The organism is Aromatoleum sp. (assembly GCF_036675785.1).
Classification (GTDB): Bacteria; Pseudomonadota; Gammaproteobacteria; order Burkholderiales; family Rhodocyclaceae; genus Aromatoleum.
Genome location: NZ_JAKFEF010000077.1, coordinates 48,801 through 70,976 on the forward strand (window position 1 = coordinate 48,801; position 22,176 = coordinate 70,976).

General features: G+C 71.1%; 15 protein-coding genes. 11 read left to right on the forward strand and 4 right to left on the reverse strand.

Features of this window, described 5'->3' with window-relative positions; genetic code table 11:
* Position 1: 1 nt before the first annotated feature.
* Both V6M37_RS16580 and V6M37_RS16585 read left to right on the forward strand, forming a co-directional pair.
* Complete coding sequence (locus V6M37_RS16580; protein ID WP_332675173.1) at positions 2 to 1,183, forward strand: glycosyltransferase family 4 protein; 1,182 nt, start codon at positions 2 to 4, stop codon at positions 1,181 to 1,183.
* Positions 1,164 to 1,709, forward strand: coding sequence for a phosphatase PAP2 family protein (locus V6M37_RS16585; protein ID WP_332675175.1), 546 nt, complete (start codon positions 1,164 to 1,166; stop codon positions 1,707 to 1,709). Before V6M37_RS16580 ends, V6M37_RS16585 begins: the two co-directional genes overlap by 20 nt.
* Here V6M37_RS16585 and V6M37_RS16590 read toward each other — a convergent pair.
* The 4 genes from V6M37_RS16590 to V6M37_RS16605 all read right to left on the reverse strand — a co-directional run bounded on the left by V6M37_RS16590 (position 1,628) and on the right by V6M37_RS16605 (position 5,881).
* The gene (locus V6M37_RS16590) at positions 1,628 to 2,608 is read right to left on the reverse strand and encodes a polysaccharide deacetylase family protein (RefSeq protein ID WP_332675177.1); all 981 of its coding nucleotides are present in this window, start codon (positions 2,606 to 2,608) and stop codon (positions 1,628 to 1,630) included. The genes V6M37_RS16585 and V6M37_RS16590 overlap by 82 nt on opposite strands.
* Complete coding sequence (locus tag V6M37_RS16595) at positions 2,605 to 3,768, reverse strand: glycosyltransferase (RefSeq protein ID WP_332675179.1); 1,164 nt, start codon at positions 3,766 to 3,768, stop codon at positions 2,605 to 2,607. The genes V6M37_RS16590 and V6M37_RS16595 overlap by 4 nt, the downstream gene beginning before the upstream one ends.
* A gap of 70 nt (positions 3,769 to 3,838) precedes the next feature.
* Positions 3,839 to 4,423, reverse strand: coding sequence for a hypothetical protein (locus tag V6M37_RS16600; protein WP_332675181.1), 585 nt, complete (start codon positions 4,421 to 4,423; stop codon positions 3,839 to 3,841).
* A 15-nt stretch (positions 4,424 to 4,438) separates the two neighbouring features.
* A complete protein-coding gene (locus tag V6M37_RS16605) occupies positions 4,439 to 5,881 on the reverse strand; it encodes an RNA polymerase factor sigma-54 (protein WP_332675182.1) in 1,443 nt (480 codons plus the stop codon).
* Positions 5,882 to 6,440: 559 nt separating this feature from the next.
* On the opposite strand from V6M37_RS16605, the gene V6M37_RS16610 reads away from it, so the two are divergent.
* The 9 genes from V6M37_RS16610 to glgA are packed head-to-tail and all read left to right on the forward strand — an operon-like array spanning position 6,441 to position 22,170.
* Positions 6,441 to 7,097 (forward strand): DUF4142 domain-containing protein, encoded by a 657-nt coding sequence (locus V6M37_RS16610; RefSeq protein WP_332675184.1) that lies wholly within the window; start codon positions 6,441 to 6,443, stop codon positions 7,095 to 7,097.
* Positions 7,098 to 7,130: 33 nt separating this feature from the next.
* On the forward strand, positions 7,131 to 7,514 hold the full coding sequence (locus V6M37_RS16615) for a mechanosensitive ion channel family protein (protein ID WP_332675186.1): 384 nt from the start codon (positions 7,131 to 7,133) through the stop codon (positions 7,512 to 7,514).
* A complete protein-coding gene (locus V6M37_RS16620; RefSeq protein WP_332675187.1) occupies positions 7,511 to 8,797 on the forward strand; it encodes a zinc-binding metallopeptidase family protein in 1,287 nt (428 codons plus the stop codon). Before V6M37_RS16615 ends, V6M37_RS16620 begins: the two co-directional genes overlap by 4 nt.
* Complete coding sequence (gene glgX, locus V6M37_RS16625; protein WP_332675189.1) at positions 8,794 to 11,049, forward strand: glycogen debranching protein GlgX; 2,256 nt, start codon at positions 8,794 to 8,796, stop codon at positions 11,047 to 11,049. The genes V6M37_RS16620 and glgX overlap by 4 nt, the downstream gene beginning before the upstream one ends.
* The gene (locus V6M37_RS16630) at positions 11,033 to 12,169 is read left to right on the forward strand and encodes a DNA topoisomerase IB (protein WP_332675191.1); all 1,137 of its coding nucleotides are present in this window, start codon (positions 11,033 to 11,035) and stop codon (positions 12,167 to 12,169) included. The genes glgX and V6M37_RS16630 overlap by 17 nt, the downstream gene beginning before the upstream one ends.
* 3 nt (positions 12,170 to 12,172) lie before the next feature.
* On the forward strand, positions 12,173 to 13,390 hold the full coding sequence (locus V6M37_RS16635; protein ID WP_332675193.1) for a glucose-1-phosphate adenylyltransferase: 1,218 nt from the start codon (positions 12,173 to 12,175) through the stop codon (positions 13,388 to 13,390).
* On the forward strand, positions 13,387 to 15,396 hold the full coding sequence (gene treZ / locus V6M37_RS16640; protein WP_332675195.1) for a malto-oligosyltrehalose trehalohydrolase: 2,010 nt from the start codon (positions 13,387 to 13,389) through the stop codon (positions 15,394 to 15,396). The genes V6M37_RS16635 and treZ overlap by 4 nt, the downstream gene beginning before the upstream one ends.
* A gap of 22 nt (positions 15,397 to 15,418) precedes the next feature.
* A complete protein-coding gene (locus V6M37_RS16645; protein ID WP_332675196.1) occupies positions 15,419 to 20,713 on the forward strand; it encodes a malto-oligosyltrehalose synthase in 5,295 nt (1,764 codons plus the stop codon).
* Positions 20,710 to 22,170: a glycogen synthase GlgA gene (gene glgA, locus V6M37_RS16650; RefSeq protein WP_332675197.1), complete on the forward strand. Its 1,461-nt coding sequence runs from the start codon at positions 20,710 to 20,712 to the stop codon at positions 22,168 to 22,170. Before V6M37_RS16645 ends, glgA begins: the two co-directional genes overlap by 4 nt.
* Positions 22,171 to 22,176: the final 6 nt, after the last annotated feature.

The following is a 22,176-nucleotide window of genomic DNA, read 5'->3' on the forward strand; positions in this document are numbered from 1 at the left end:
CATGACATTGCCGCTGTCGGTCGCCGTCATCACCGAAACCTATCCGCCGGAGCTGAACGGCGTGTCGCTGACCGTCGAGCGCGCCGTCCGCTTCCTGTGCGAGCGCGGACACCGCGTGTCGCTGGTGCGTCCGCGGCAGGCCGGCGACGTCGACGACGGCACGGGCGCAGTCGATCGGCGCGACCTGCTGCTGACGCGCGGCCTGCCGCTGCCGCACTATCCCGGCCTGCAGTTCGGGCTTCCGGCGCCGCTGCGACTCGTGCGGCAGTGGCGCCGCGCGCGGCCGGACGTCGTCCATATCGTCACCGAAGGGCCACTCGGGTGGTCGGCGCTCGTCGCGGCGCGGCACCTCGGCGTGCCGGTGACGAGCGATTACCGCACGCATTTCCAGAAGTACAGCGGGTTCTACCGGCTCGGCGTGTTCGCCGATGTCATCAACGGCGCGCTGCGCCGTTTTCACAACCGCACCGACACGACCTTCGTCGCGACGCCCGCGCTCGCGGCCGAGATGGCGGCGCTCGGCTACCGCAATCTCGCATGCGTCGGCCGCGGCGTCGACGCGGAGCTGTTCTCGCCCGCGCGGCGCAGCGCGGCTTTGCGCGAGCGCTGGGGCGTCGGCGAGCGCGACCTCGCGGTGCTCTATGTCGGGCGGCTCGCACCCGAGAAGAGCCCGGACGTCGTGCTCGAAGCGTTCCGCGCGCTGCGGGTGGACTTCCCGGCCGCGAAGCTCGTCTGGGTCGGCGACGGGCCGCTGCGCGACACGCTCGCGCGCGACGCCGACGGGCAGGTGTTCGCCGGCGTGCAGCGCGGGGAAGCGCTCGCCGCGCATTACGCGTCGGCCGATCTTTTCCTGTTCCCGAGCCTCAGCGACACTTTCGGCAACGTCGTCGTCGAGGCGATGGCGAGCGGCCTGCCGCTCGTCGCGTTCGACGCCGGCGCGGCGCGCGCGCATCTCGTCGACGGCGTCAGCGCGAGCGTCGTGACGCCGCCGGGTGCTCGCGCGTTCATCGACGCCGCGTGCGCGCTCGCGGGCAACGAAGCGCTGCGCCAGTCGTTCGGGCGGGCGGCGCGCGCGCAAGCCGAACGGCTCGCGTGGCCGCTGATCCTCGCGCAGTTCGAAGCGCGGCTCGCGCTGCAGGTGAGCCGTCCGCTCGCGACCACCGATGTCGCTACGGCGGGCTGACTGCGTCGAGCGGCTGCTCGCGTACGACCGCGCGTGCGTCGTCGCGCTCAATCGCGCGCTCGCGCATCGGCCCTGCCTGCTGCTGGCGCGCGCGATCAGCCGGCTCGGCGACGGCGAGCTGTGGGTCGGGCTGATCCTCGTGCTCGCGCTGCTGCACGACGGCGCCGGCGCGCGCTGCGCGCTGCATCTCGCGGCGGCGGCGGGCGGCGGCCTGCTCGTCTATCTCGCGACCAAGCGGCGGGCCGGCCGGGCGCGGCCTTACGTGCATCTGAAGGAATTGCAACTCTGCGCGCGGCCGCTCGACGAGTTCAGTTTTCCGTCCGGTCACACGCAGCACGCCGTCGCGTTCGCGATCATCGTCTCGGCATATTTCCCGCCGCTCGCGCTGCTGCTCGTGCCGTTCGCGGTGCTGACCGGCGTCGTGCGCGTCGTGCTCGGGCTGCATTACCCGAGCGACGTGCTCGCCGGGGTCGTGATCGGGAGCGGCATCGCCGGCCTGTCGCTCGTCGCGCTGCCGGTGCCCTGAACGACCCCGGCGCTGTGCCGCGCGCGCGATGCGAGCGGCGGGACCGTCGAGGTTCGCGTGGGGGCGCGCGAGGAGCGCGCCGAGGCGGACGGCGGGGAGGGCGGCGGACCCGCGTGCGTGACGCGCGGTCGGGCCAGGACCTGCGGCGGGCGCAGCGCGGTCGCGAACGCGAGCTTCGTCATCGCCTTGCGGTCGCGCAGCAGCAGTTCCAGCAGATGCAGCGCCTGGCGGACGACGTCCGCGTGGAGGGCGTCGTCCGGGTGGAGCGCGAGCCGGACGAGCGGCGGGTCGTGGGGAACGGGGCGCAGGCCGTGCCACGAGAGCGACAGCGCGCGGCGCAGGCGGCTGCGCGTGCTCCACGCGAGCGCTGGCGCCGGGATGCCCTGCCACGGATGCAGCAGGTGGAAGTGCGTCGCCGTCGTCGTGTAGACGAACGGCGAGCTCGACAGCGCGTGCCACGCGCCGCGCCCGATCAGCCAGGCCGGCGCGACGAAGCCGTGCACCGGCCAGCCCTGGCGCTCGAACCACTGGCGTCCGCCGTACAGCCGTCTTCGCGCGATCGGAGCGGGCAGCGCGGAGAACTCGCCTTCGCTCGCGGTCAGGATCCGGCGTCGGAACCAGTCCGCGAGCGTCGCCGGCGGCGGACCTTCGTCGACGTGGAAGTAGCCGTGCAGCGCGAGCTCGTCGCCGGCGGCGACGCGGGCGGCGAGCGCGTCGCGGTACCAGGCCGGCACGCCGGGGTTGCGAAGGTGATGGTTCGGCACGACGAGCAGCGTCACCGGCACCGGTGCGACGCGCGCGATCGCTTCGAGCAGGCGCTCGCAGCGCGGCCACGTCTCCGGCGCGACGTCGTGCATCGCGACGCAGACGGCCGGCGGTGGGAAAGCGGCGGGCTTCAACGGCGGGTTTGCGCGGACGGCGCCGGCATCGCCACCGCGGGTCCGCTCGGCCGCGTGGGCATCGCGCCGCCGCGCAGCGCCGCATAGCGGGCGACGATCTCGGGCAGCACGCGTTCCCAGTCGTACTGCCGCGCGCGGCGCCGCGCGGCGGCGCGGACCGGGGCGAGGTTGCGGGCGAAGAGTCCGGTCACGGCTTCGGCGAGCGCGGCGCCCAGACCGCGGCCGGGCTCGGCGCACACCGCGGCGCCGACCTCGTCATCGACGAGCTCCGCGAGCCCGCCCGCGCGCGCGGCGACGACCGGCACGCCGCAGGCCATCGCTTCGAGCGCGGCGAGCCCGAAGGTCTCCTGGTCGCCGGCGTGGACGAAGCAGTCGCAGCTCGCGATCAGGCTCGCGAGCCGCTCGGCGTCGGAGATGTACGGCACGACACGCACGTCGCTGCGACGCTGCAGCGTCTTGCCGGCGCCGACGAGGACCAGCAGGTAGCCGGGGCCGAGGCGGTCCATCGCGTCGTAGAGGTCGGGGAGATTCTTCTCCGGCGCGAAACGGCCGACGAACACCAGCAGCCGGTCCTCGCGCTTCGCGCCGAGTTTCAGCCGCCACGTCGGGCTGCGGCGCTCGGGGCAGAAAGTCCGCGTATCGACGCCGAGCGCCTGCCGCGCGACGCGCGCGACGCCGAGTCGCCGCAGGCGGTCTGCCATGCACTGGCTCGGCGCGAGGACGAGGTCGAACTGCGAATACAGGCGGCGCACGTAGGATTCCGCGAGCCTCTCGCCGCGCGGGCCGCAGAGCTTGCGCACGACGCGCGGCAGGTCGGAGTGGTAGAAGCCGATGACCGGAACGCCGAGCACCTGGCCCGCGTCGATCGCGGCCCACGCCAGATGGTAGGGGTCGCCGGCCTCGATGATGTCGGGCGCGAGGCCGGCGAGCGCACGCACGGCCGGGCGGCGCGCGAGCGGCAGCCGGTAGCCCTGGGAGAACGGCAGCGGCACGCTCGGCAGCTCGACCGCGGATTCGCCGCGTTCGACCGCGAGCCGCGGCAGCACGAGGGTATGACGGTACGGCGGCCGCGCCTCGAGCCAGCGGCGTTTTTCCTGCAGGTAGCGGCGAATGCCGCCGCTCTGCGAAGCGTAGAACATCGTCACATCCGATACGTGCATCAACCCTCTCCGTTGCCGGTCGCACGCGCCCGGTGTCGGGCGGTATCGGCGATACGACTGCGAGGCGGCGCTACGGTTCGACGCGCGGCCGTGGAATCGTCTCCGGCGCGCGCGAGAACAGGATGTCGGCGGGCGTGCGCGCCTCGCAGTCGATGCATTCGCCGTCCGCCCAGGTGCCATGCTCGCGCTCGATCTGGCGCGCGTTGTGGTCCTTCAGCACGTCTACCGCGCCCGCCTCGGACCCGCTGCGATCGACGCAGACGGCGATTGCCGGTCCGCTGGGCGGCACGACCGGATGTTCGGCCGTCGCGTCCTCGAGGTGCGGCTCGTGCGTCTTGCCGAGTGCGCCGGCGAGCGACCCGACATAGGCCCCGACGCCGGCGCCCGCGAGCGCGCCGATCGGTCCGGCGACGCTGCCGATCGCGAGCCCCGCCGCGCCGCCGACCACCGCCGCAGCCGTCGCGCCCTTGCCGGCGGTGCTCGCGCCCTCGTCGCTCGACGTGTCCCCGCCGAAGCGGAGCAAGCCGTGCTGGCCCGGCGGGTTCAGGTAAAAGGCGCTGACTTCATCGCCCGAAAAGCCGTGGCGCGCCAGCGCGGCGACGGCGCTGTCGCGTTGCTCGACGTGCTCGAAGTGGCCGACGATGATCGTGGACATGGCAGTTCTCCTTGGTCACGCGTGCCCGACGGTTGCCCTCGGCGCGAGCGGGCGGGTCGCGACCCGGCGCAGCTCGACGCTCGGCACGCGCATGAGGGTCCGGTACTTCGTCACGGTGCGGCGCGCGAGCCGCAGCCCCTGGTCCGCGAGCAGGCGCGCGAGTTCGGCGTCGGAAAGCGGGTTCTTCGGGTCTTCGGCGCCGATCAGCTCCTTCAGCAGCGCGCGGATCGCCATCGCGGAACACGTGCCGCCGTCGTCGGTCGCGAGCTGGCGCGAGAAGAAATACTTGAATTCGAAAAGTCCGCGCGGCGTCGCCATGTACTTGCCGTTCGTCACGCGGCACACGGTCGACTCGTGCAGGCCGAGCTCGCGCGCGATGTCCTTCAGCGCGAGCGGCTTCATCGCGACTTCGCCGTAATTGAAGAACACGCGCTGGTGGCTGACGATCGCGTCGGCGACGCGCTGGATCGTCGAGAAGCGCTGCTCGACGTTGCGCAGCAGCCAGCGCGCTTCCTGCAGCAGGCGTGTGAACGACGCATCGCAGCCGTGCCGGCCGGCGGCGATGTCGGCGTACGCGCGGTTCAGGCGGACCTGCGGCTGCACCGCCGGGTTCAGCGTCGCGATCCATTTGCCGCGGAACGACGACACGATGATGTCGGGGACGACGTAGCGCGTGTTGTCGGGCGCGAAGCAGCGGCCGGGCCGCGGGTCGAGCGTACGGATTAGCGCGCGCGCGGTGTGCAGGCCGCGCTCGTCGCAGCCGACGAGCTGCTGCAGGCGCGTGAACTCGCGCCGCGCGAGCACGTCGAGATGCTCGGAGACGATCGCGAGCGCGACGCTGCGCCCGGCAGTGTCGTCGGGCAGCACCGCGAGTTGCAGCATCAGGCACTCCTGGAGGCTCCGCGCACCGATGCCGGGCGGGTCGAGCTGCTGCACGAGCTTCAGCGCCGCGCTCAATTCGCGTTCCTCGACGCCTTCCTCGGGCAGGATCAGCGCCGCGAGTTCGGACAGCGGCGTCTCGAGGTAGCCGGCGTCGGTGAGTTCATCGACGATCATGTGCGCGAGCGTGCGGTCGCGATCGCTCATCGGCGACAGCCGCAACTGCGCGCGCAGGTTCTCGCGCAGGCTGACCGGCGCTTCGGTCCATTCGGTCCAGTCGCTCTCGCCGTCGCGCGGCGCGCTGCCGCGGATGTCCTCGTAGATGTGGCTCGGCCCGGGCTCGTCGTTGCCGCCGGGCGGCGGCTCGGGCATTTCCGCGGCGGCCGATTCCGACTCCGGAGCCCCCGCGCGCGCCGGCGCGGCGTCGCCGTCTTCCTCGAGGAAGGGATTCTTCGATACCGCCTCTTCGACTTCCTGCGCGAACTCCAGCGAGGACAGTTGCAGCAGGCGCAGCGCTTGCTGGATTTGCGGCGTGATCGCCAGATGCTGGCGCAGCCTGAGCTCCATTCCGACAGTCATCAGATCTCCTTTGGCACGAAACCGGCAGGGGCGGAGCGGGCCGAGGCCGGCGTCGCGATCGGTTGCTGTACCGTCGAGGCGTTGCGCAAGAGCCGTGCCAGCACGCGGTCGCCGGTAGACCAAAGGCTTTGACGTCCGGACGGCGATGGTTTTGCCGGAACGTTTTACAGGGCGTCAGTAAGAATTGCGCGCGCAACGAGGCCTGTGGGCGGCTGCGAACGTTCGCCGAAATTGCGACGAACGTGCGGGGTTCGGTCGCGAAACGGGAAAGACGAAGCACGGACACCGGAGGGGCGGCGCGGAACCGCGCGACGGGCGCCGAAGCGTTCCACACCGCGCGGGCACGTCGACTGCTTGTCGATGCCCTGCTGTGCCGTGTCGGGAAGCCGGAACGGCCGGCTGGCGAAGCCGCGAAAACCTGCCGCGTTTGCTGCTCCGGCAAGCGTTGCGCTTCCCCCGAACGGCAGGTCGGACCCGCGCAGGCGGGGAGCCGCGGCGATCCTTTGTCTCCGGGGTGCAAGCGGACCCCGAGCGGCGCGAATTGGAAAAAGGAGCACCCATGCGAACAAGCCCCATTCCCGTCCTGACTGCGACCCTCGCAATCGCCATCGGCATTGCCGGCTGCGGCCGCGACGAAGAAACGCCCCCTCCGCAGCCGACCGAGACCCCGACGCTGCCGTCGCCGGCGGTTCCCGAATCCGTTCCGCCCCCGGGCGGGACCGCCGCGCCGGGCGGCACGATCCCCACGCCGCCGCCAATGGACGCGACGGCCGGGCCGGTCGCGGGATCCGACCGCTCCTTCGTCGCCGAAGCGATGACGAGTGGCGTCGTCGAAGCCGAGGCCGGAAAGATGGCGGCCGAAAAGGCCGGCGATCCGCAGGTGAAGGCGTACGGCGATCAACTGCAGAAGGACCACTCCGCGACAAACATGAAGCTCGCGCAGCTCGCGAGCACGAAGGGCATCACCGCAGCGGAGACGATCGAGGGAGACGCGCGCACGCAGCTCGACGACCTCGCGAAGCTCTCCGGCGCCGAATTCGACCATGCGTTCATCGAGCGCTTCGGCGTGTCCGCGCACGAGAAGACGATCGCGCTGTTCGAGCGCGAGGCGAAGGAAGGGCAGGACCCCGACATCCGCGCGTTCGCCGAGCAGACGCTCGTGACGCTGCGCAGCCATCTGCAGGCTGCGCAGCAACTCGGGCAGGGTGCCAAGTGAGGGCGGCAGACGAGCCACATCCATGAGGACCGGATGACATCGACTTTCCGGTCGCGCCGGCAGCGATCGAGCCGGCGGCACCCGAACGTGCGCCAGATCGGCGCGAGCCTGCTCGCGTCGGCCGGCCTCGCGGGCATCGTCGTTGGTTTCGCGGCGCGGCCGGTGGTCGGCAACCTCATCGCCGGCCTGCAGATCGCGCTGACGCAGCTGATCCGCATCGACGACGTGCTGATCGTCGAGAACGAATGGGGCCGCGTCGAGGAGATCACCGAGACCTACGTCATCGTGCGGATCTGGGACGACCGGCGGCTCATCGTGCCGCTCGAATACTTCATCCAGAACCCGTTCCAGAATTGGACGCGCGCGAAATCCGAGACGCGCGGGGCGGTCGTCCGCACGGAGTCGATCACGCCATGAAGACTTTCTACTGCGGGCACTGCGGCTATCTGGCGTTCTTCGAGAACACCGTCTGCGGCAACTGCGGCAGCGCGCTCGGCTTCGTGCCCGACGAGATGGACGTCGGCGCGTTCGTGGTCGAGACGGACGGCCGCTGGCGCCGGCTCGGCGGGCCGCACGGTGACGCGCACGCATGGCGGCCGTGCCGCAACTACGCGGTAGAGCGCGTGTGCAACTGGATGGTCGAGGGCGCAGCCGGCCAGCTGTGCTGTTCCTGCCGCCACACCGAGATCACGCCGGCGCTGCGTTCGGCGGCGAACCGCGAGCGCTGGCGCCGGCTCGAAGGCGCGAAGCGCCGCCTCTTCTATTCGCTGTACCAGCTCGGCCTGCCGGTGCCGCAGCGCGGCGGCGACGGCGGCCTCGGCTTCCGCTTCGTCGAGGGCGACGCATGGCACCCGCATGTCGCGCCCGACCGCGGATCCGGCGTCGTCACGCTGAACCTCGCCGAGGCCGACGACGCGCGCCCGGCGCGGCGCCTCGTGCACCGGCACGAGCCGTACCGCACCGTGCTCGGCCACTTGCGGCACGCGGTCGGTCACTTCTACTGGGACCGGCTCATCGCCGGCAGCCCGCGGCTCGACCCGTTCCGCGCGAGATTCGGCGACGAGCGGCGCGACTACGCCGAGGCCGCGGCCGCGTTCGAGCGCGACGGCCCGCCGCCCGACTGGGCGGAGCGGCGCATCAGCGCGTACGCGGCGATGCATCCGCTCGAAGACTGGGCCGAGACGTGGGCGCATTACCTGCACGTGATCGACGCGCTCGACACCGCCGCGCACTGGGGCTTCGCGCTGCATTCGGACCAGGACGACGGCGGCCCGGCCGACTTGCCGGGCTTGGCCGGCACCGACCTGCCGTTCCGCGAAGTGCTGATCGAGCAGTGGCTGCCGCTGTCGCAGTTCCTCGACAGCATGGGGCGCAGCTTCGGCGAGGGCGACATCTATCCGTTCGTGATCGCGCCGGCGGTGCTCGACAAGCTGTGCTTTGTCAATGACGTCGTGGCCGCGTCGCGCGTCGGCGGCACCTGCGGCTACGGCACCGACGAGGGTGCCGATGCGGAGAGCGCCGAAGCGGCCGACGCCGCGAAGCGCACCTTGCCCGGGCCGGAGTCGCCGACCGCGGCCGACGCGGGCAGCGCGATTCCCGGCGTGCCGCCGGCCGCCGGCGAAATGTCCGGCGCCGAGGACCGCGGGAGACGTCGCGGAGAGGGTCGCCGCGATCACGGCGATGAGGGGGCGGCCGGATGATCTCGGGAGCACCGGGCCTCTCGGCGCTGATCAAGCCGCTCGAAGAAGGGCTGGCGTATCCGCTCGGCGCGACCTGCATGGACGGCGGGATCAATTTCGCGCTGTTCTCGGCGCACGCGAGCCGCGTCGAGCTGTGCCTGTTCGACGAGGCCGGGCGCAACGAGATCGCGCGACTCGAACTGCCCGAATTCACCGACGAAGTCTGGCACGGCTTTCTTCCCGGCGCGAAGCCGGGCATCGTCTACGGCTACCGGGTCCGTGGACCGTACGAGCCCGAAGCCGGCTACCGCTTCAACCCGAACAAGCTGCTGCTCGACCCGTACGCGCGCGAGCTCGTCGGCAAGCTGAAGTGGGGCGCACCGATCTTCGGCTACGAACTGCGCGGCAAGAAGCCGGGCCAGGGCTTCGACAAGCGTGACAGCGCGCCATTCGTGTTCAAGGCGCGCGTCGTCGAGCCGCTGCCGGGCCTGCCGCTGCCGCGCGGGCCGCGGATCCCCTGGGATCGCACGATCGTCTACGAAGCCCATGTCCGCGGTCTGACGCGGCTGCATCCGGCCGTGCCGCCGCGGCTGCGCGGCACCTTCGCCGGCCTCGCCGAGCGAGCGGTCATCGAGCACCTCCGCTCGCTCGGCGTCACGTCGGTCGAGTTGCTGCCGACGCATGTTTTCGTCGACGACACGCATCTCACCGACAAGGGGATGCGCAACTACTGGGGCTACAACTCGATCGCGTTCTTCGCCGCCGACCCGCGCTATTTCGCCGACGGCGGCCGCGCCGAGTTCCGCGACATGGTCGCGCGGCTGCACGACGCGGGCCTCGAAGTGATCCTCGACGTCGTCTACAACCACACCGCCGAAGGCAACGAGTGCGGTCCGACGCTTTCGTTCAAGGGCATCGACAACAAGTCGTACTACCGGCTGAACCGCGACGACAGGCGCTACTACATCAACGACACCGGTACCGGCAACACTTTCGACCTGACGCATCCGCGCGTGCTGCAGCTCGTGATGGACAGCCTGCGCTACTGGGTGCTGCAGATGGGCGTCGACGGCTTCCGCTTCGACCTCGCGACGATCCTCGGCCGCGAAGCCGCCGGCTTCAATCACAACTCCGGCTTCTTCTACGCGTGCCGGCAGGACCCGGTGCTGTGCCGCGCGAAGATGATCGCCGAGCCGTGGGACTGCGGGCCGGGCGGCTACCGGCTCGGCGGGTTTCCGCCCGGCTGGTCGGAATGGAACGACCGCTTCCGCGACACGGTGCGCGGGTTCTGGAAAGGCGACGAAGGCCAGGCGTCGGACCTCGCGACGCGGCTTACCGCGTCGGCCGACCACTTCAACTACTGCGGCCGCCGGCCGTCGGCGAGCGTGAACTTCCTCACCGCGCACGACGGCTTCACGCTGCACGACCTCGTCTCGTACAACGACAAGCACAACGAGGCCAACGGCGAGGCCAACCGTGACGGCCACGACGACAACCGCTCATGGAACTGCGGCGCCGAAGGGCCGACCGACGACCCCGAGATCGTCGCGCTGCGCGAGCTGCAGAAGCGCAACCTGCTCGCCACGCTGCTGCTCGCGCACGGCACGCCGATGCTCCTCGCCGGCGACGAGTTCGGCCGCACGCAGCACGGCAACAACAACGCGTACTGCCAGGACAACGAGATCGGCTGGGTCGACTGGTCCGCGATCGACGCCGACGGCGAGCGCCTGACGGCGTTCGTGCGCCATCTGGTCGAACTGCGCGAGTCGCTGCCGGTGCTGCGTCCGGCGCGCTTCTCGACCGGGGAGATGAACGCGGAATACGAGACGCGCGACGTCGCGTGGCTCACGCCGGACGGCCCCGAGTTGCAGCCGGAGCAATGGACCGATCCGGAGCTGCGCTGCTTCGGGATGCTAGCCGACGGCCGCGCGCAGCACATCGTCGTGCCGCACCCGGGCAGCGACCTCCTCGTGCTGCTGGTCCTCAACGCATCGCACGCGGCGGTGCGCTGGACGCTGCCGCGGGTTTCCGGCTGCGGCCCGTGGACGCGGCTCGTCGACACCGCGCTGCCGCCCGGCGACGCGTTCCCGATGTTTGCGGCCGGTCGGCACTACACGGTCGGCGGCCGGTCGCTGGCGCTTTTCTCCGCGGCGCCTGGACGGGACGCGGCAGAGTTTCTCGACGGTCTGGTCGCACGTCTGGCGATGCACGGCGTGCACGCGCCGGCGGAGGAGTCGGATCCGGAGCCCGAAGGCGATGAACAACCGGACTGACGCGTTGCAGGGGTCCTGCCTGCGCCGCATCCCCGTCGAGGGCGGCGGGTTCCGCTACGCGTGGCCGGACGGCACGCCGTACGACGAGCACGTCGGCCTCGCGCGCATCGCGTCGCTCGCGGTGCCTCCGGCGTGGACCGACGTGTTCGTCAGTCCCGACCCCGACGAGGAGTTGCAGGCGTTCGGCCGCGATGCGCGCGGACGGCTGCAGTACCGCTACCACCCGGACTTCGTGCAGTCGAACGCGACGCGCAAGTGGCGGCGGCTCGCGAAGTTCGCCGAGGCGCTGCCGGCGCTGCGCGAGACGACCGCGGCCGACCTGAGGCTCGCCGGGCTGCCGCGCCGCAAAGTCCTCGCGGTGCTGACGCGGCTCCTCGACCGCGTCCATTTCCGCGTCGGCAGCACGAGCTACGTGCGCCAGTACCGCAGCTACGGGCTGACGACGCTGTGCAAGCGCCACGTGCGGCTCGAAGGCACGCAGGTCGTGTTCTCGTACCGCGGCAAGCACGGCGTCGCGCAGCACAAGGCGCTGCGCGACCGGGCAGTCGTCGCGAACCTCGAGCGCCTGCTCGCGCTGCGCGGCCCGGCGCTGTTCCAGTACGAGGACGACGCGGGCATCGCGCACCCGGTCCGGGCGGTCGACCTGAACGCCTACATCCGCGAAGCGATCGGCTCTTTCACCGCGAAGGATTTCCGCACCTGGGGCGGCACGCTGAAGGCCGCCGAATATCTCGCCGGCGTCGGGCCGGTCGACGGCGAGCGCGCCGCGGGGCGGGTGCTCGTGCAGTGCGTGAAAGCGGTCGCGGCCGAGCTCGGCAACACCGCCGCGGTGACGCGGGGCAGCTACATCTGCCCGGTGATTTTCGACCGCTACCTGGAGGGGCGGGTGCTCGACGACTTCGCGCCGGCGGACGACGACGACGGCGGCCTGTCGCGCAGCGAGCAGGCGCTGTGCCGGATGTTGCGCAGCCGCGGCCGCCGGCCGAGGACTGCGGTGCCCGGCGCCCGGGGCGGCGACGGACCGTTTTCAAGCGACTCGACGGCGACGCGCAAGCCGCGCATCCGCCGCAACTTCGCGCTCCGCGCGGCCGGTGCCGCCGGACATGCAACCTGGAGGTGAAACATGATTGCCGGCAAATCCGTACTCGCATTCGTCATGGCGGGCGGCGAAGGCAGCCGACTGCACCCGTTGACGGCGGAGCGATCGAAGCCGTCGGTGCCGTTCAACGGCCGGCACCGGATTGTCGACTTCGTGCTGTCGAACCTCGTGAATTCCGAGATCTTCTCGATCTACCTGCTCGTGCAGTACAAGTCGCAGTCGCTGATCGAGCATATCCGGCGCACATGGGTGATGAGCCCGCTGATCCCGCACCACTTCATCACCGTCGTACCGCCGCAGATGCAGCATGGCCCGGAATGGTTCCAGGGAACCGCGGACTCGGTGTACCAGAACCTGCACCTGATCGATCTCGTGAAGCCCGATCTCGTCGTCGTGTTCGGCGCCGACCACGTCTACCGGATGGATATCCGGCAGATGGTGCAATTCCACCTCGACACGCGCGCCGACGCGACCGTCGCCGCGCTGCCGGTGCCGCTCGACCAGACGCGCTCGTTCGGCATCATCCGCACCGATTCGGCGGGCCGTATCCGCGACTTCCGCGAAAAGCCGGAGACGGCCGATCCGATGCCGGGACGTCCCGGCCATGCGCTCGCGTCGATGGGCAACTATATTTTCAGTGCCGACCTGCTCGTCGATGCGCTTCGGCGCGCGCACAAGAAGGAGGGGCACGACTTCGGCAAGGACCTGCTGCCGGCGATGGCGGAGACGAACCGCGTGATGGCGTACGACTTCGCGACAAACCGCGTGAAGGGCATGCGCGAGTTCGAGGAGGAGGCGTACTGGCGCGACGTCGGCACGATCGACGCGTACTACGAGGCGAACTTCGACACGCTCGGCGAGCGGCCGAAGTTCTGCATGCTGAACGGGCAGTGGCCGATTTTCGCGGCACCCGACCACACGGAGGCAGCTCAGGTGCATGACGGGCACATCCGGACCGCGTCGCTCGGCGCCGGCGTCGTGATCCGGCGCGCGGTGATCGAGCGCTGCCTGCTGCGCCGCGACGTCGTCGTCGAGGAGGGCGCCGAGGTGAGCCAGTCGATCATCATGGACCGCAGTGTCATCGGCCCGGGCGCGCAGATCCGCCGCGCCATCATCGACCAGTACAACCACGTCCCGCCGGGGATGCGCATCGGCTACGACCTCGACGAAGACCGCGGCCGGGGTTTCCACGTCAGCGAAAACGGCGTCGCCGTCGTCGGCAAGGGGCAGCTCAAGCCATGAACAGTCCGTTTCGCGAAACCCCCGGCCCTCAGGGCGTTCTCGCGCGGGCGCCCGGCGTGCGCCACGGCGACGCCAGCCCTTGCCACCGCCATCTCCACCGCATGCCGTTCGGCCCGCAGCGAGTGAGCGAGTACGACCCGGACGAAGGCTACCGCTTCCGCCTGTGGGCGCCGGTCGAGAAGCGTGTGGAGGTGTGCCTGATCGGCGCCGACGGCGTTAAGCACTACCACCCGTGTGCGAAGTCCGAGGGCTGGCACCGCTGCGAAATCCGCGACGCGAAGCCGGGCGACCTGTACGCGTTCCGGCTCGACGGCCAGCTCGAAGTCCCCGATCCGGCGTCGCGCTTCAATCCGCACGACGTGCACGGCCCGAGCCTGCTCGTCGATCCGACGACCTTCGAATGGGACGCCGGCTGGCGCGGCCGACCGTGGGAAGAGGCCGTCATCTACGAGCTGCACGTCGGCACCTTCACGCGGGAAGGCCGCTACGACGCCGCCGAGCGCCGGCTGCCGGAACTGGCCGAACTCGGCATCACCGCGATCGAGCTGATGCCGCTCGCGGATTTTCCAGGCGGGCGCGGCTGGGGCTACGACGGCGTGCTGCTCTACGCGCCCGATGCGGCCTACGGCACGCCCGACGAGCTCAAGCATTTCATCCAGGCGGCGCACCGCCTCGGGATGATGGTGATGCTCGACGTCGTCTATAACCACTTCGGCCCGGACGGGAACTACCTGCACGTCTATACGCCGCAGTTCTTCACCGCCGCGCACGCGACGCCGTGGGGCGGTGCGATCGACTTCGAGGGCTCGGCGAGCGCGACGGTGCGTGACTTCTACATCCACAACGCGCTGTACTGGCTCGACGAATATCGCTTTGACGGCCTGCGGCTCGATGCGGTGCAGACGATCTTCGACGGGTCGCCGCGCCACATCCTCGAGGAGATCTCGATGTGGGTGCGCGCGCGTGCCGGCAAGCGCCACGTGCACCTCGTCCTCGAGAATCTCGACAACCGCGCGTGCCGCCTCGCGGTGCCGGGCACGCCGGGGCGCTACGACGCGCAGTGGAACGACGATTTCCACCACGCCGCGCACGTGCTGCTGACCGGCGAGCGGGACGGCTATTACGCCGACTACGCGGACCGGCCGGCGCATCACCTCGTGCGCTGCCTCGCCGAAGGGTTCGCGTACCAGGGCGAATATTCGAAGTTCCACGACGCGCCGCGCGGCGAGCCCAGCGCGGGGCTGCCGCCGACCGCGTTCGTGAACTTCCTGCAGAACCACGACCAGATCGGCAACCGCGCGTTCGGCGAACGGCTCGTGACGCTGGCCGACGCGCACAAGCTGCGCGCACTCGTCGCGATCCAGCTGCTCGCGCCGGCGACGCCGCTGCTGTTCATGGGCGAGGAAGCCGCCGCCGGGACGCCCTTCCTGTATTTCTGCGACTACGGCGAACCGCTCGCGAGCGCGGTTCGCGATGGGCGCAAGCGCGAGTTTTCGGCGTTCGAGCGCTTCAGCGGTGGCGGTGACAGCGTCGATGACATCCCGGACCCGTGCGCGGTGGCGACTTTCGCCGACAGCAAGCTCGACTGGGACGCGCGGCGTGGCGAGCGGCAGCGCGGATGGCTGCGCTTCTACCGCGAGCTGCTCGCGCTGCGCCGCGCCGAAGTCGTGCCGCGCGTCGCGCTGCTGGTGTCGGGCCGCGCCGCGCGCACGCTCGTCGGCGACGGCGCGTTCGAAGTGCGCTGGCCGACGGTCGGCGGCGAGGCGCTGATGCTGCGCGCAAACCTCGCCGACGAGGCGTCGCTGCCGTTCCCCGCGGTGGGCGTCCCGCCGTTCGCGAGCGTCGGCGACGGCGACGGCGATAGCAGTGGCGAAGGCGGTAGCTGCGGCGAGGGCGGTAGCGGCGAGGGCGGTAGCGGCGAGGGCGGTAGCGGCGAGGGCGGTAGCGGTTGCCTCGGGCCTTGGTCGGTCCGCGCCTACGTGCTTCCCCCGGAGGTGCGCGGATGAGATCAGCCCGGCGAATGATCCCGTGCTCGCGGTCCTCGACCGCTTCGACCCGCTGCGAGCGGAGGGCGATCCGGTGAACACCAACGCACTCGACGCGCTGTGCGCGCACCTCGGCGTCGGGCTCGACTACCACGATGCCTGGGGCTCGCGGACGGTCGTGCCCGACGACTGCAAGCGCGCGATCCTGGCGGCGCTCGGCTGCGACGTCGCGGACGACGACGCGGCCGCCACCTCCCTCGCGCGGCTGCGCGCCGACGAGAACGAGCGCGTGATGCCGTCGCTCGTCGTCGCCGACTTCGATGCCGAGCCGCTGGCCGTGCGCGTGATGCTGCCGCCGCGGCTCGCCGCCCGCGTGCTGCCGTGGCGCATCGTGCTCGAGGACGGCGGGCTGCGCACCGGCGTCGTGCTGCCGCGTCCGCTGCGCGGCACCGGTGCGAGGCAGGAGGAGCAATCCGCAGGCCCCGAAGGCGCACAGACCGCGGGCGGCGGCGCGGATCGCCGGTGCGCCCCGAAGGACGCGCCGGTCCGCTCGGTGCTCGACCTCTGCGTCGATGTGCCGATCGGCATCCACCGGCTCGTCCTCTACGAGCCGGGGCAGCCGCAGCGCGCGTTCGCCGAGGCGAGCCTCGCCGTCTGTCCGCGCAAGTGCTTCGCGCTGCCACCGGGCGGCGCCGGCTGCAGCCGCGACCGCCTGTGGGGGCCGGCGGTGCAGGTGTACGCGCTGCGCTCGTCGCGCAACTGGGGCATGGGCGATTTCGGCGACCTGTTGCGTCTCGTCGATTTCGCGGCCGACGCAGGCGCGCACTTCGTCGGTGTGAATCCGCTGCACGCGCTGTTTCCGCACGACCCGGAGCGCGCGAGCCCGTACAGCCCGTCGAGCCGGGAATGGCTGAACGTGCTGTACATCGAGGTCGAGACGACGCGCGATTTCGGCGAATGCGCCGCCGCGCGCCAGCAGGTTGCCGACGAGGACTTCCAGCGGCGGCTCGAAGCGCTGCGCGCCGCGCCGCTCGTCGATTACGCGGGCGTCGCCGCCGCGAAGTTCGCGGCGCTCGAGCTGCTGTATTGCCACTTCCGCGACTTCCACCTCGAACGCAACACGCAGCGCGCGGGCCTCTTCCGCGACTTCCAGCGCGAAGGCGGCCGCAGCCTGCGCGCCCATGCGCTGTTCGACGCGCTGCAGGAGCACTTCCACAACGCCGATCGCAGCATCTGGGGCTGGACGGTGTGGCCCGAGGCGTACCGCGACATCGACGGTGCGGCGGTCGAAGCCTTCGCGCTCGCGAACGAGGAACGGGTCGAGTTCTTCGAATACCTGCAGTGGCAGGCCGAGGCGCAGTTGCGCCGGGTCGCGGCGCGCGCCCATGCGCGGGGGATGGCGGTCGGGCTTTACCGCGATCTCGCGGTCGGCGTGAACGAGGGCGGCTCGGAGACGTGGGCGAGGACGAGCCTGCATGCGCTCGACATCCACGCCGGCGCGCCGCCCGACGAGCTGAATCCGAACGGGCAGGACTGGGGCTTTCCGCCGGCGATTCCGCAGCGCCTCGCGGCCGAGGGCTACGCGTCCTTCCTCGCGGTGCTGCGCGCAAACATGCGCCACGCGGGTGCGCTGCGCATCGACCACGTGATGAGCCTGATGCGCCTGTTCTGGCTGCCGCCCGACGGCGAGCCGCTCGTCGGCACCTATGTCGCGTATCCGTTCGAAGAGCTGCTCGGCCTCGTCTGCCTCGAAAGCCGCCGCCTGCGCTGCGCGGTGATCGGCGAGGACCTGGGCATCGTGCCGCCGGAAGTTCGCGCGGCGATGGCGCGCCACGGGCTGCTGTCGTATCGGCCGCTGTATTTCGAACAGCACTGGGACGACGTGCGCTTCCGCGCACCGGCCGAATGGCCGCCGGCGGCGCTTGCGACCGTCGGCACGCACGACCTGCCGACGCTGCGCGGCTACTGGTCCGGTCACGACTTGCGAATGCGCGACGAACACGGCATGTACCGCGACCCCGAACTGCGCGAGCGGCAAATCCGCCGGCGGGACGTCGAGCGCCGCGAACTGCTCGCGGCGCTCGACCGCGAGTCGCTGCTCGCGGACGGACTCGGCACCGATCCGGCGACGGTCACCGATCCCGACCTGCGGCTCGCGGTCGCGGTGCATCGCTTCATCGCGCGCAGTCCCGCGGCGCTGGCGGCGGTGCAGCTCGAAGACGTGCTCGGGCAGCCCGAGTCGGTGAACCTGCCCGGCACGAGCGAAGCCGAGTACCCGAACTGGCGGCGCAAGCTCCCGACCGGACTCTCCGACCTCGAAGTCGATCCGGCGTGGCGCGCGGTGACGGCCGCGATGAACGCCGAACGTCCGTGCCCGCTGTGCCACGTCAGCGGCGGCCCGCCCGACTTCCACCCCGAGACCGCGGACATCCCGCGCGCGACCTACCGGCTGCAGTTCCACGGCGACTTCGGTTTCGCTGCCGCCGAAGCGGTGTTGCCGTATCTCGCGCAGCTCGGCATCAGCCACGTCTATGCGGCGCCGTTCCTCAAAGCGCGCCCCGGCAGCCGCCACGGCTACGACATCGTCGACCACCAGTCGGTGAATCCGGAGATCGGCAGCGAGGAGGACTTCGACCGCTATTGCGCGCGGCTGCGCGAGCTCGGGCTCGGGCAGGTGCTCGACATCGTGCCGAACCACGTCGGCGTGCTCGGCGCCGACAACGACTGGTGGCTCGACGTGCTCGAGAACGGCGCGGGGTCGGAGCACGCGGAGCACTTCGACATCGACTGGGAGCCGCCTTTCCCGGAGCTGCGCGACAAGGTGCTGCTGCCGGTGCTCGGCGACCAGTACGGCGCGGTGCTGGAGGCGGGCGAGCTGAAGCTCGAGTTCTCGGCCGAGAGCGGCGAGTTCTGCGTGCGCTACTTCGAGCACCGCTTCCCGATCGACCCGATCGACTATCCGGCGATCCTCGCCGAGCTGGTGCCAGTCGCCGGCGAGGCCGAGATCCCGTCCGACCCGGACCTGGCGGAGCTCGAAACCCTGCTCGCGGCGCTGCGCCACCTGCCGCCGCGCGACTCGACCGATCCGGCGCTCGTCGCCGAACGCCGGCGCAACAAGGAGCTCTTCAAGCAGCAGCTCGCGGCCTTGCACGAGCGCGTGCCGGCGGTGCGCGAACGGGTCGCGGAGCGGATCGCGGACTTCAACGGACGGGTCGGCGAGCCGGTCAGCTTCGACGCGCTCGACGCGCTGCTGTCGCGGCAGGCCTATCGCCTCGCGTCGTGGCGCGTCGCCGCCGACGACATCAATTACCGGCGCTTCTTCGACATCAACGAGCTCGCCGCGCTGCGGATGGAGTCGGAAAAGGTGTTCGAGGCAACGCACGCGCAGATCTTCCGCTGGATTGCCGAAGGCCGCGTGTCGGGGCTGCGCGTCGACCACCCGGACGGCCTGTCCGACCCGGCGGCGTATTTCGACCGCCTGCAGACGCGCTACGCCGAGGTGCTGCGCGAAGCCGGGCGCGCCGACGACGCGCCGGCGCCGGCGCTCTACGTCGTCGTCGAGAAGATCCTCGACGAATTCGAGGCGCCGCCGCCCGACTGGCGCGTGCACGGCGAAACCGGCTACCGCTTCGCGAACCTGTGCAACGGGCTCTTCGTTGACCCCGCGCAGGAGTCGCGCTTCACGCGCCTCTACCGCTCCTTCACGCACGAGATCTGCAACTTCAGCCAGGCGATGCGTGAGGCGAAACGGCTGATCATGACGCACTCGCTGCCGGGCGAGCTCGGCGGGCTGACCTACATGCTGCACGACATCGCGCAGCGCAACCGCCGCACGCGCGACTTCACCCGCACGCGGCTGCGCGGCGCGCTGATGGATCTCGTCGCCGGCTTCCCGGTCTATCGCAGCTACATCGGCCCGAATGGCGTCTCCGACACCGACCGGCGCTATCTCGACCGCGCGCTCGCGTACGCGGTGTCGCGCACGCGTGCCGGCGACGCGTCGGTGCTGCATTTCGTCCGCGACGTCCTCGTCTCGGCGCCGACCGAGCCCGACGCGGACTTGCGCCGGATGAAGCTCACGTTCGCGCGGCGCTTCCAGCAATTCACCGCGCCGGTGATGGCGAAGTCGCTCGAAGATACCGCGTTCTACCGCTACAACCGACTCGTGTCGCTGAACGACGTCGGCGGCGATCCGCATACCTTCGGCCTGTCGACCGAGGACTTCCACGGTGCGAACGAGCGCATTGCGGCGAGCCATCCGTACGGGCTGCTCGGGTCGTCGACGCACGACAGCAAGCGTTCGGAAGATGTGCGCGCGCGCATCGACGTGCTGTCCGAAATCCCCGGCGCGTGGCGGCTCGCGCTGCGCCGCTGGCGGGGGATCAACGAGCGGCTGAAGTCGCGCGTTAACGACGAACTCGTGCCGTCGGCGAACGACGAATACCTGCTCTACCAGACGCTGCTCGGCATCTGGCCGATGCTCCCGCCCGACGCCGACGAATTCGCCGAGCTGATGCGTCGCGTCGACGAGTACATGCTGAAGGCGGTGCGCGAGGCGAAGCTGCACACGAGCTGGATCAACCCGGACCCGGCCTACGAAAAGGCGCTGTCGCGCTTCGTGCGGCGCCTCTTCGCCGGCGGCCCCGACAACGCGTTCTTTACGGATTTCGTCCCGTTCCAGGCGACGCTGTCGCGCTTCGGCGCGTGGAACAGCCTGAACATGCTGCTGCTGAAGCTCGGCGCGCCCGGCGTGCCGGACATCTACCAGGGCTGCGAAACCTGGACCTTCACGCTCGTCGACCCGGACAACCGTCGGCCGGTCGACTTCGCGACGCGCCGCGAGCAGCTCCTCGCGCTGCAACGCGAGCTCCCGCCCGACGCCGCGCCCGATCACCTGCACGCCCGCCTCGCGGCGATGGCAACCGACCTCACCGACGGCCGGCTGAAGCTCTACCTGCTGTGGCGCGGGCTCGCGGCGCGGCGCGAGTTCGAGCACACGATGCGCGACGGGCGCTACGTCGCGCTGAGGACGAACGGCCCGGGCGCGCAGCACGTCGTCGCGTTCGCGCGCGTCTGCGACGACGAAGCGGTGATCTTCGTCGGCTCGCGGCTGCTGCTGAGCCTGACCGCGAGCGACGAGGCGCGGGTCCGGGACCCGGAAATCTGGCGGCAGACGCACGTCGAGCTGTCGCGTGCGTGGGAGGGCAGGCGCTGGCGCGACGTGCTTTCCGGCCGCTGCCTGCACGCCGAACGCGCCGGAAAGCGCTGCTATCTCGACGTCGTCCCGCTGTTCGGATTGCTGCCGTTCGCGTTGCTCGTGCCGGACGCCGGCTCGTGAAGAAGCTCGCGAAGCCGCGCGTGCTCTTCGCGACGCCCGAATGCACGCCGTGGGCGAAAACCGGCGGCCTCGGCGACGTCAGCGCCGGCTTGCCCGAAGCGCTCGCGGCGCTGGACCTCGACCTGCGGCTGCTGTTGCCGGCCTATCCATCGGTGCGCGCCGCGGCGAAAGGCGCGCGGCGCGTCGCGAACCTGCGCGCGGAGTTCGGGCTGCCGGCCGCGACCTTGCTGCGCGCGCGGCTGCCGAGCGGCGTCCCGGCCCTGATCGTCGACTGCCCGTCGCTGTATGCGCGCAAGGGCGGGCCCTACCTCGACGTCGACGGCACGGACTACGCCGACAACGCGCTGCGTTTCGGCCTGCTGTCGCGCGTTGCGGCGCGGCTCGCGAGCGACGACTCGCCGCTCGGCTGGCGCGCCGACGTCCTGCACTGCAACGACTGGCACTGCGCGCTGGCGCCGGCCTATCTTGCGCACGGCCTGCCCGCGCCGGCGCCGAGCCTCGTCACGGTGCATAACCTCGCCTTCCAGGGGATTTTCGACCTCGACGTCGCCGATGCGCTCGGCCTGCCGCCCGCGAGCCTCAAGCCCGACGGCGTCGAGTTTTGGGGCCGGCTGTCGTTCCTGAAGGCGGGGCTCTTCTACGCCGACCGCATCGCGACGGTGAGCCCGACCTACGCGCGCGAGATCCGCAGCAAGGCGTTCGGCTGCGGCCTCGAAGGGCTGCTCGACGCGCGGGCCGACCGGCTCGTCGGCATCCTCAACGGCATCGACACCCGCGTCTGGGATCCGGGAACCGACGTCGCGCTGCGGCGCAACTACGGCGCCGAATCGCTCGACGACAAGGCCCGCAACCGCGTCACGCTGCAGGCGGAAATGGGGCTCGCGGCCGACGAGGACGCGCTGCTCGTCGGCATGATCAGCCGGCTGACCGACCAGAAAGGCATCGATCTCGTGCTCGACGCGCTGCCGGCGCTGCTCGAGCGGCCGGTGCAGCTCGTCGTGCTCGGCGCGGGCGAGAGCCGCTTCGAACAGGCGCTGCGTGACGCGGCCGCGACCGCGCCCGACCGCGTTGCCGTCGTCGTCGGGTTCGACGAAGTGCTCGCGCACCAGATCGAGGCCGGCGCCGACGCCTTCCTGATGCCGTCGCGCTTCGAACCCTGCGGCCTGAACCAGATGTACAGCCAGCGCTATGGCACCCCGCCGATCGTGCGCGCGACCGGCGGCCTCGCGGACGCGGTCGTGGATCACGGCACGGCCGGCGGCGAGGCGACCGGTTTCGCGTTCACCGAGGCGACGCCGGCGGCGCTCGTCGGTGCGGTCGATCGCGCGCTCGCGGTGTTCGCCGACCGCGACGCGTGGCGCACGATCTGCCGCAACGGTATGGCGCGCGACTTCGGCTGGGACGCGAGCGCCCGCGCGTATCGCGAAGTCTATCGGGCGATGCTCACTGCACAGTGATACGCC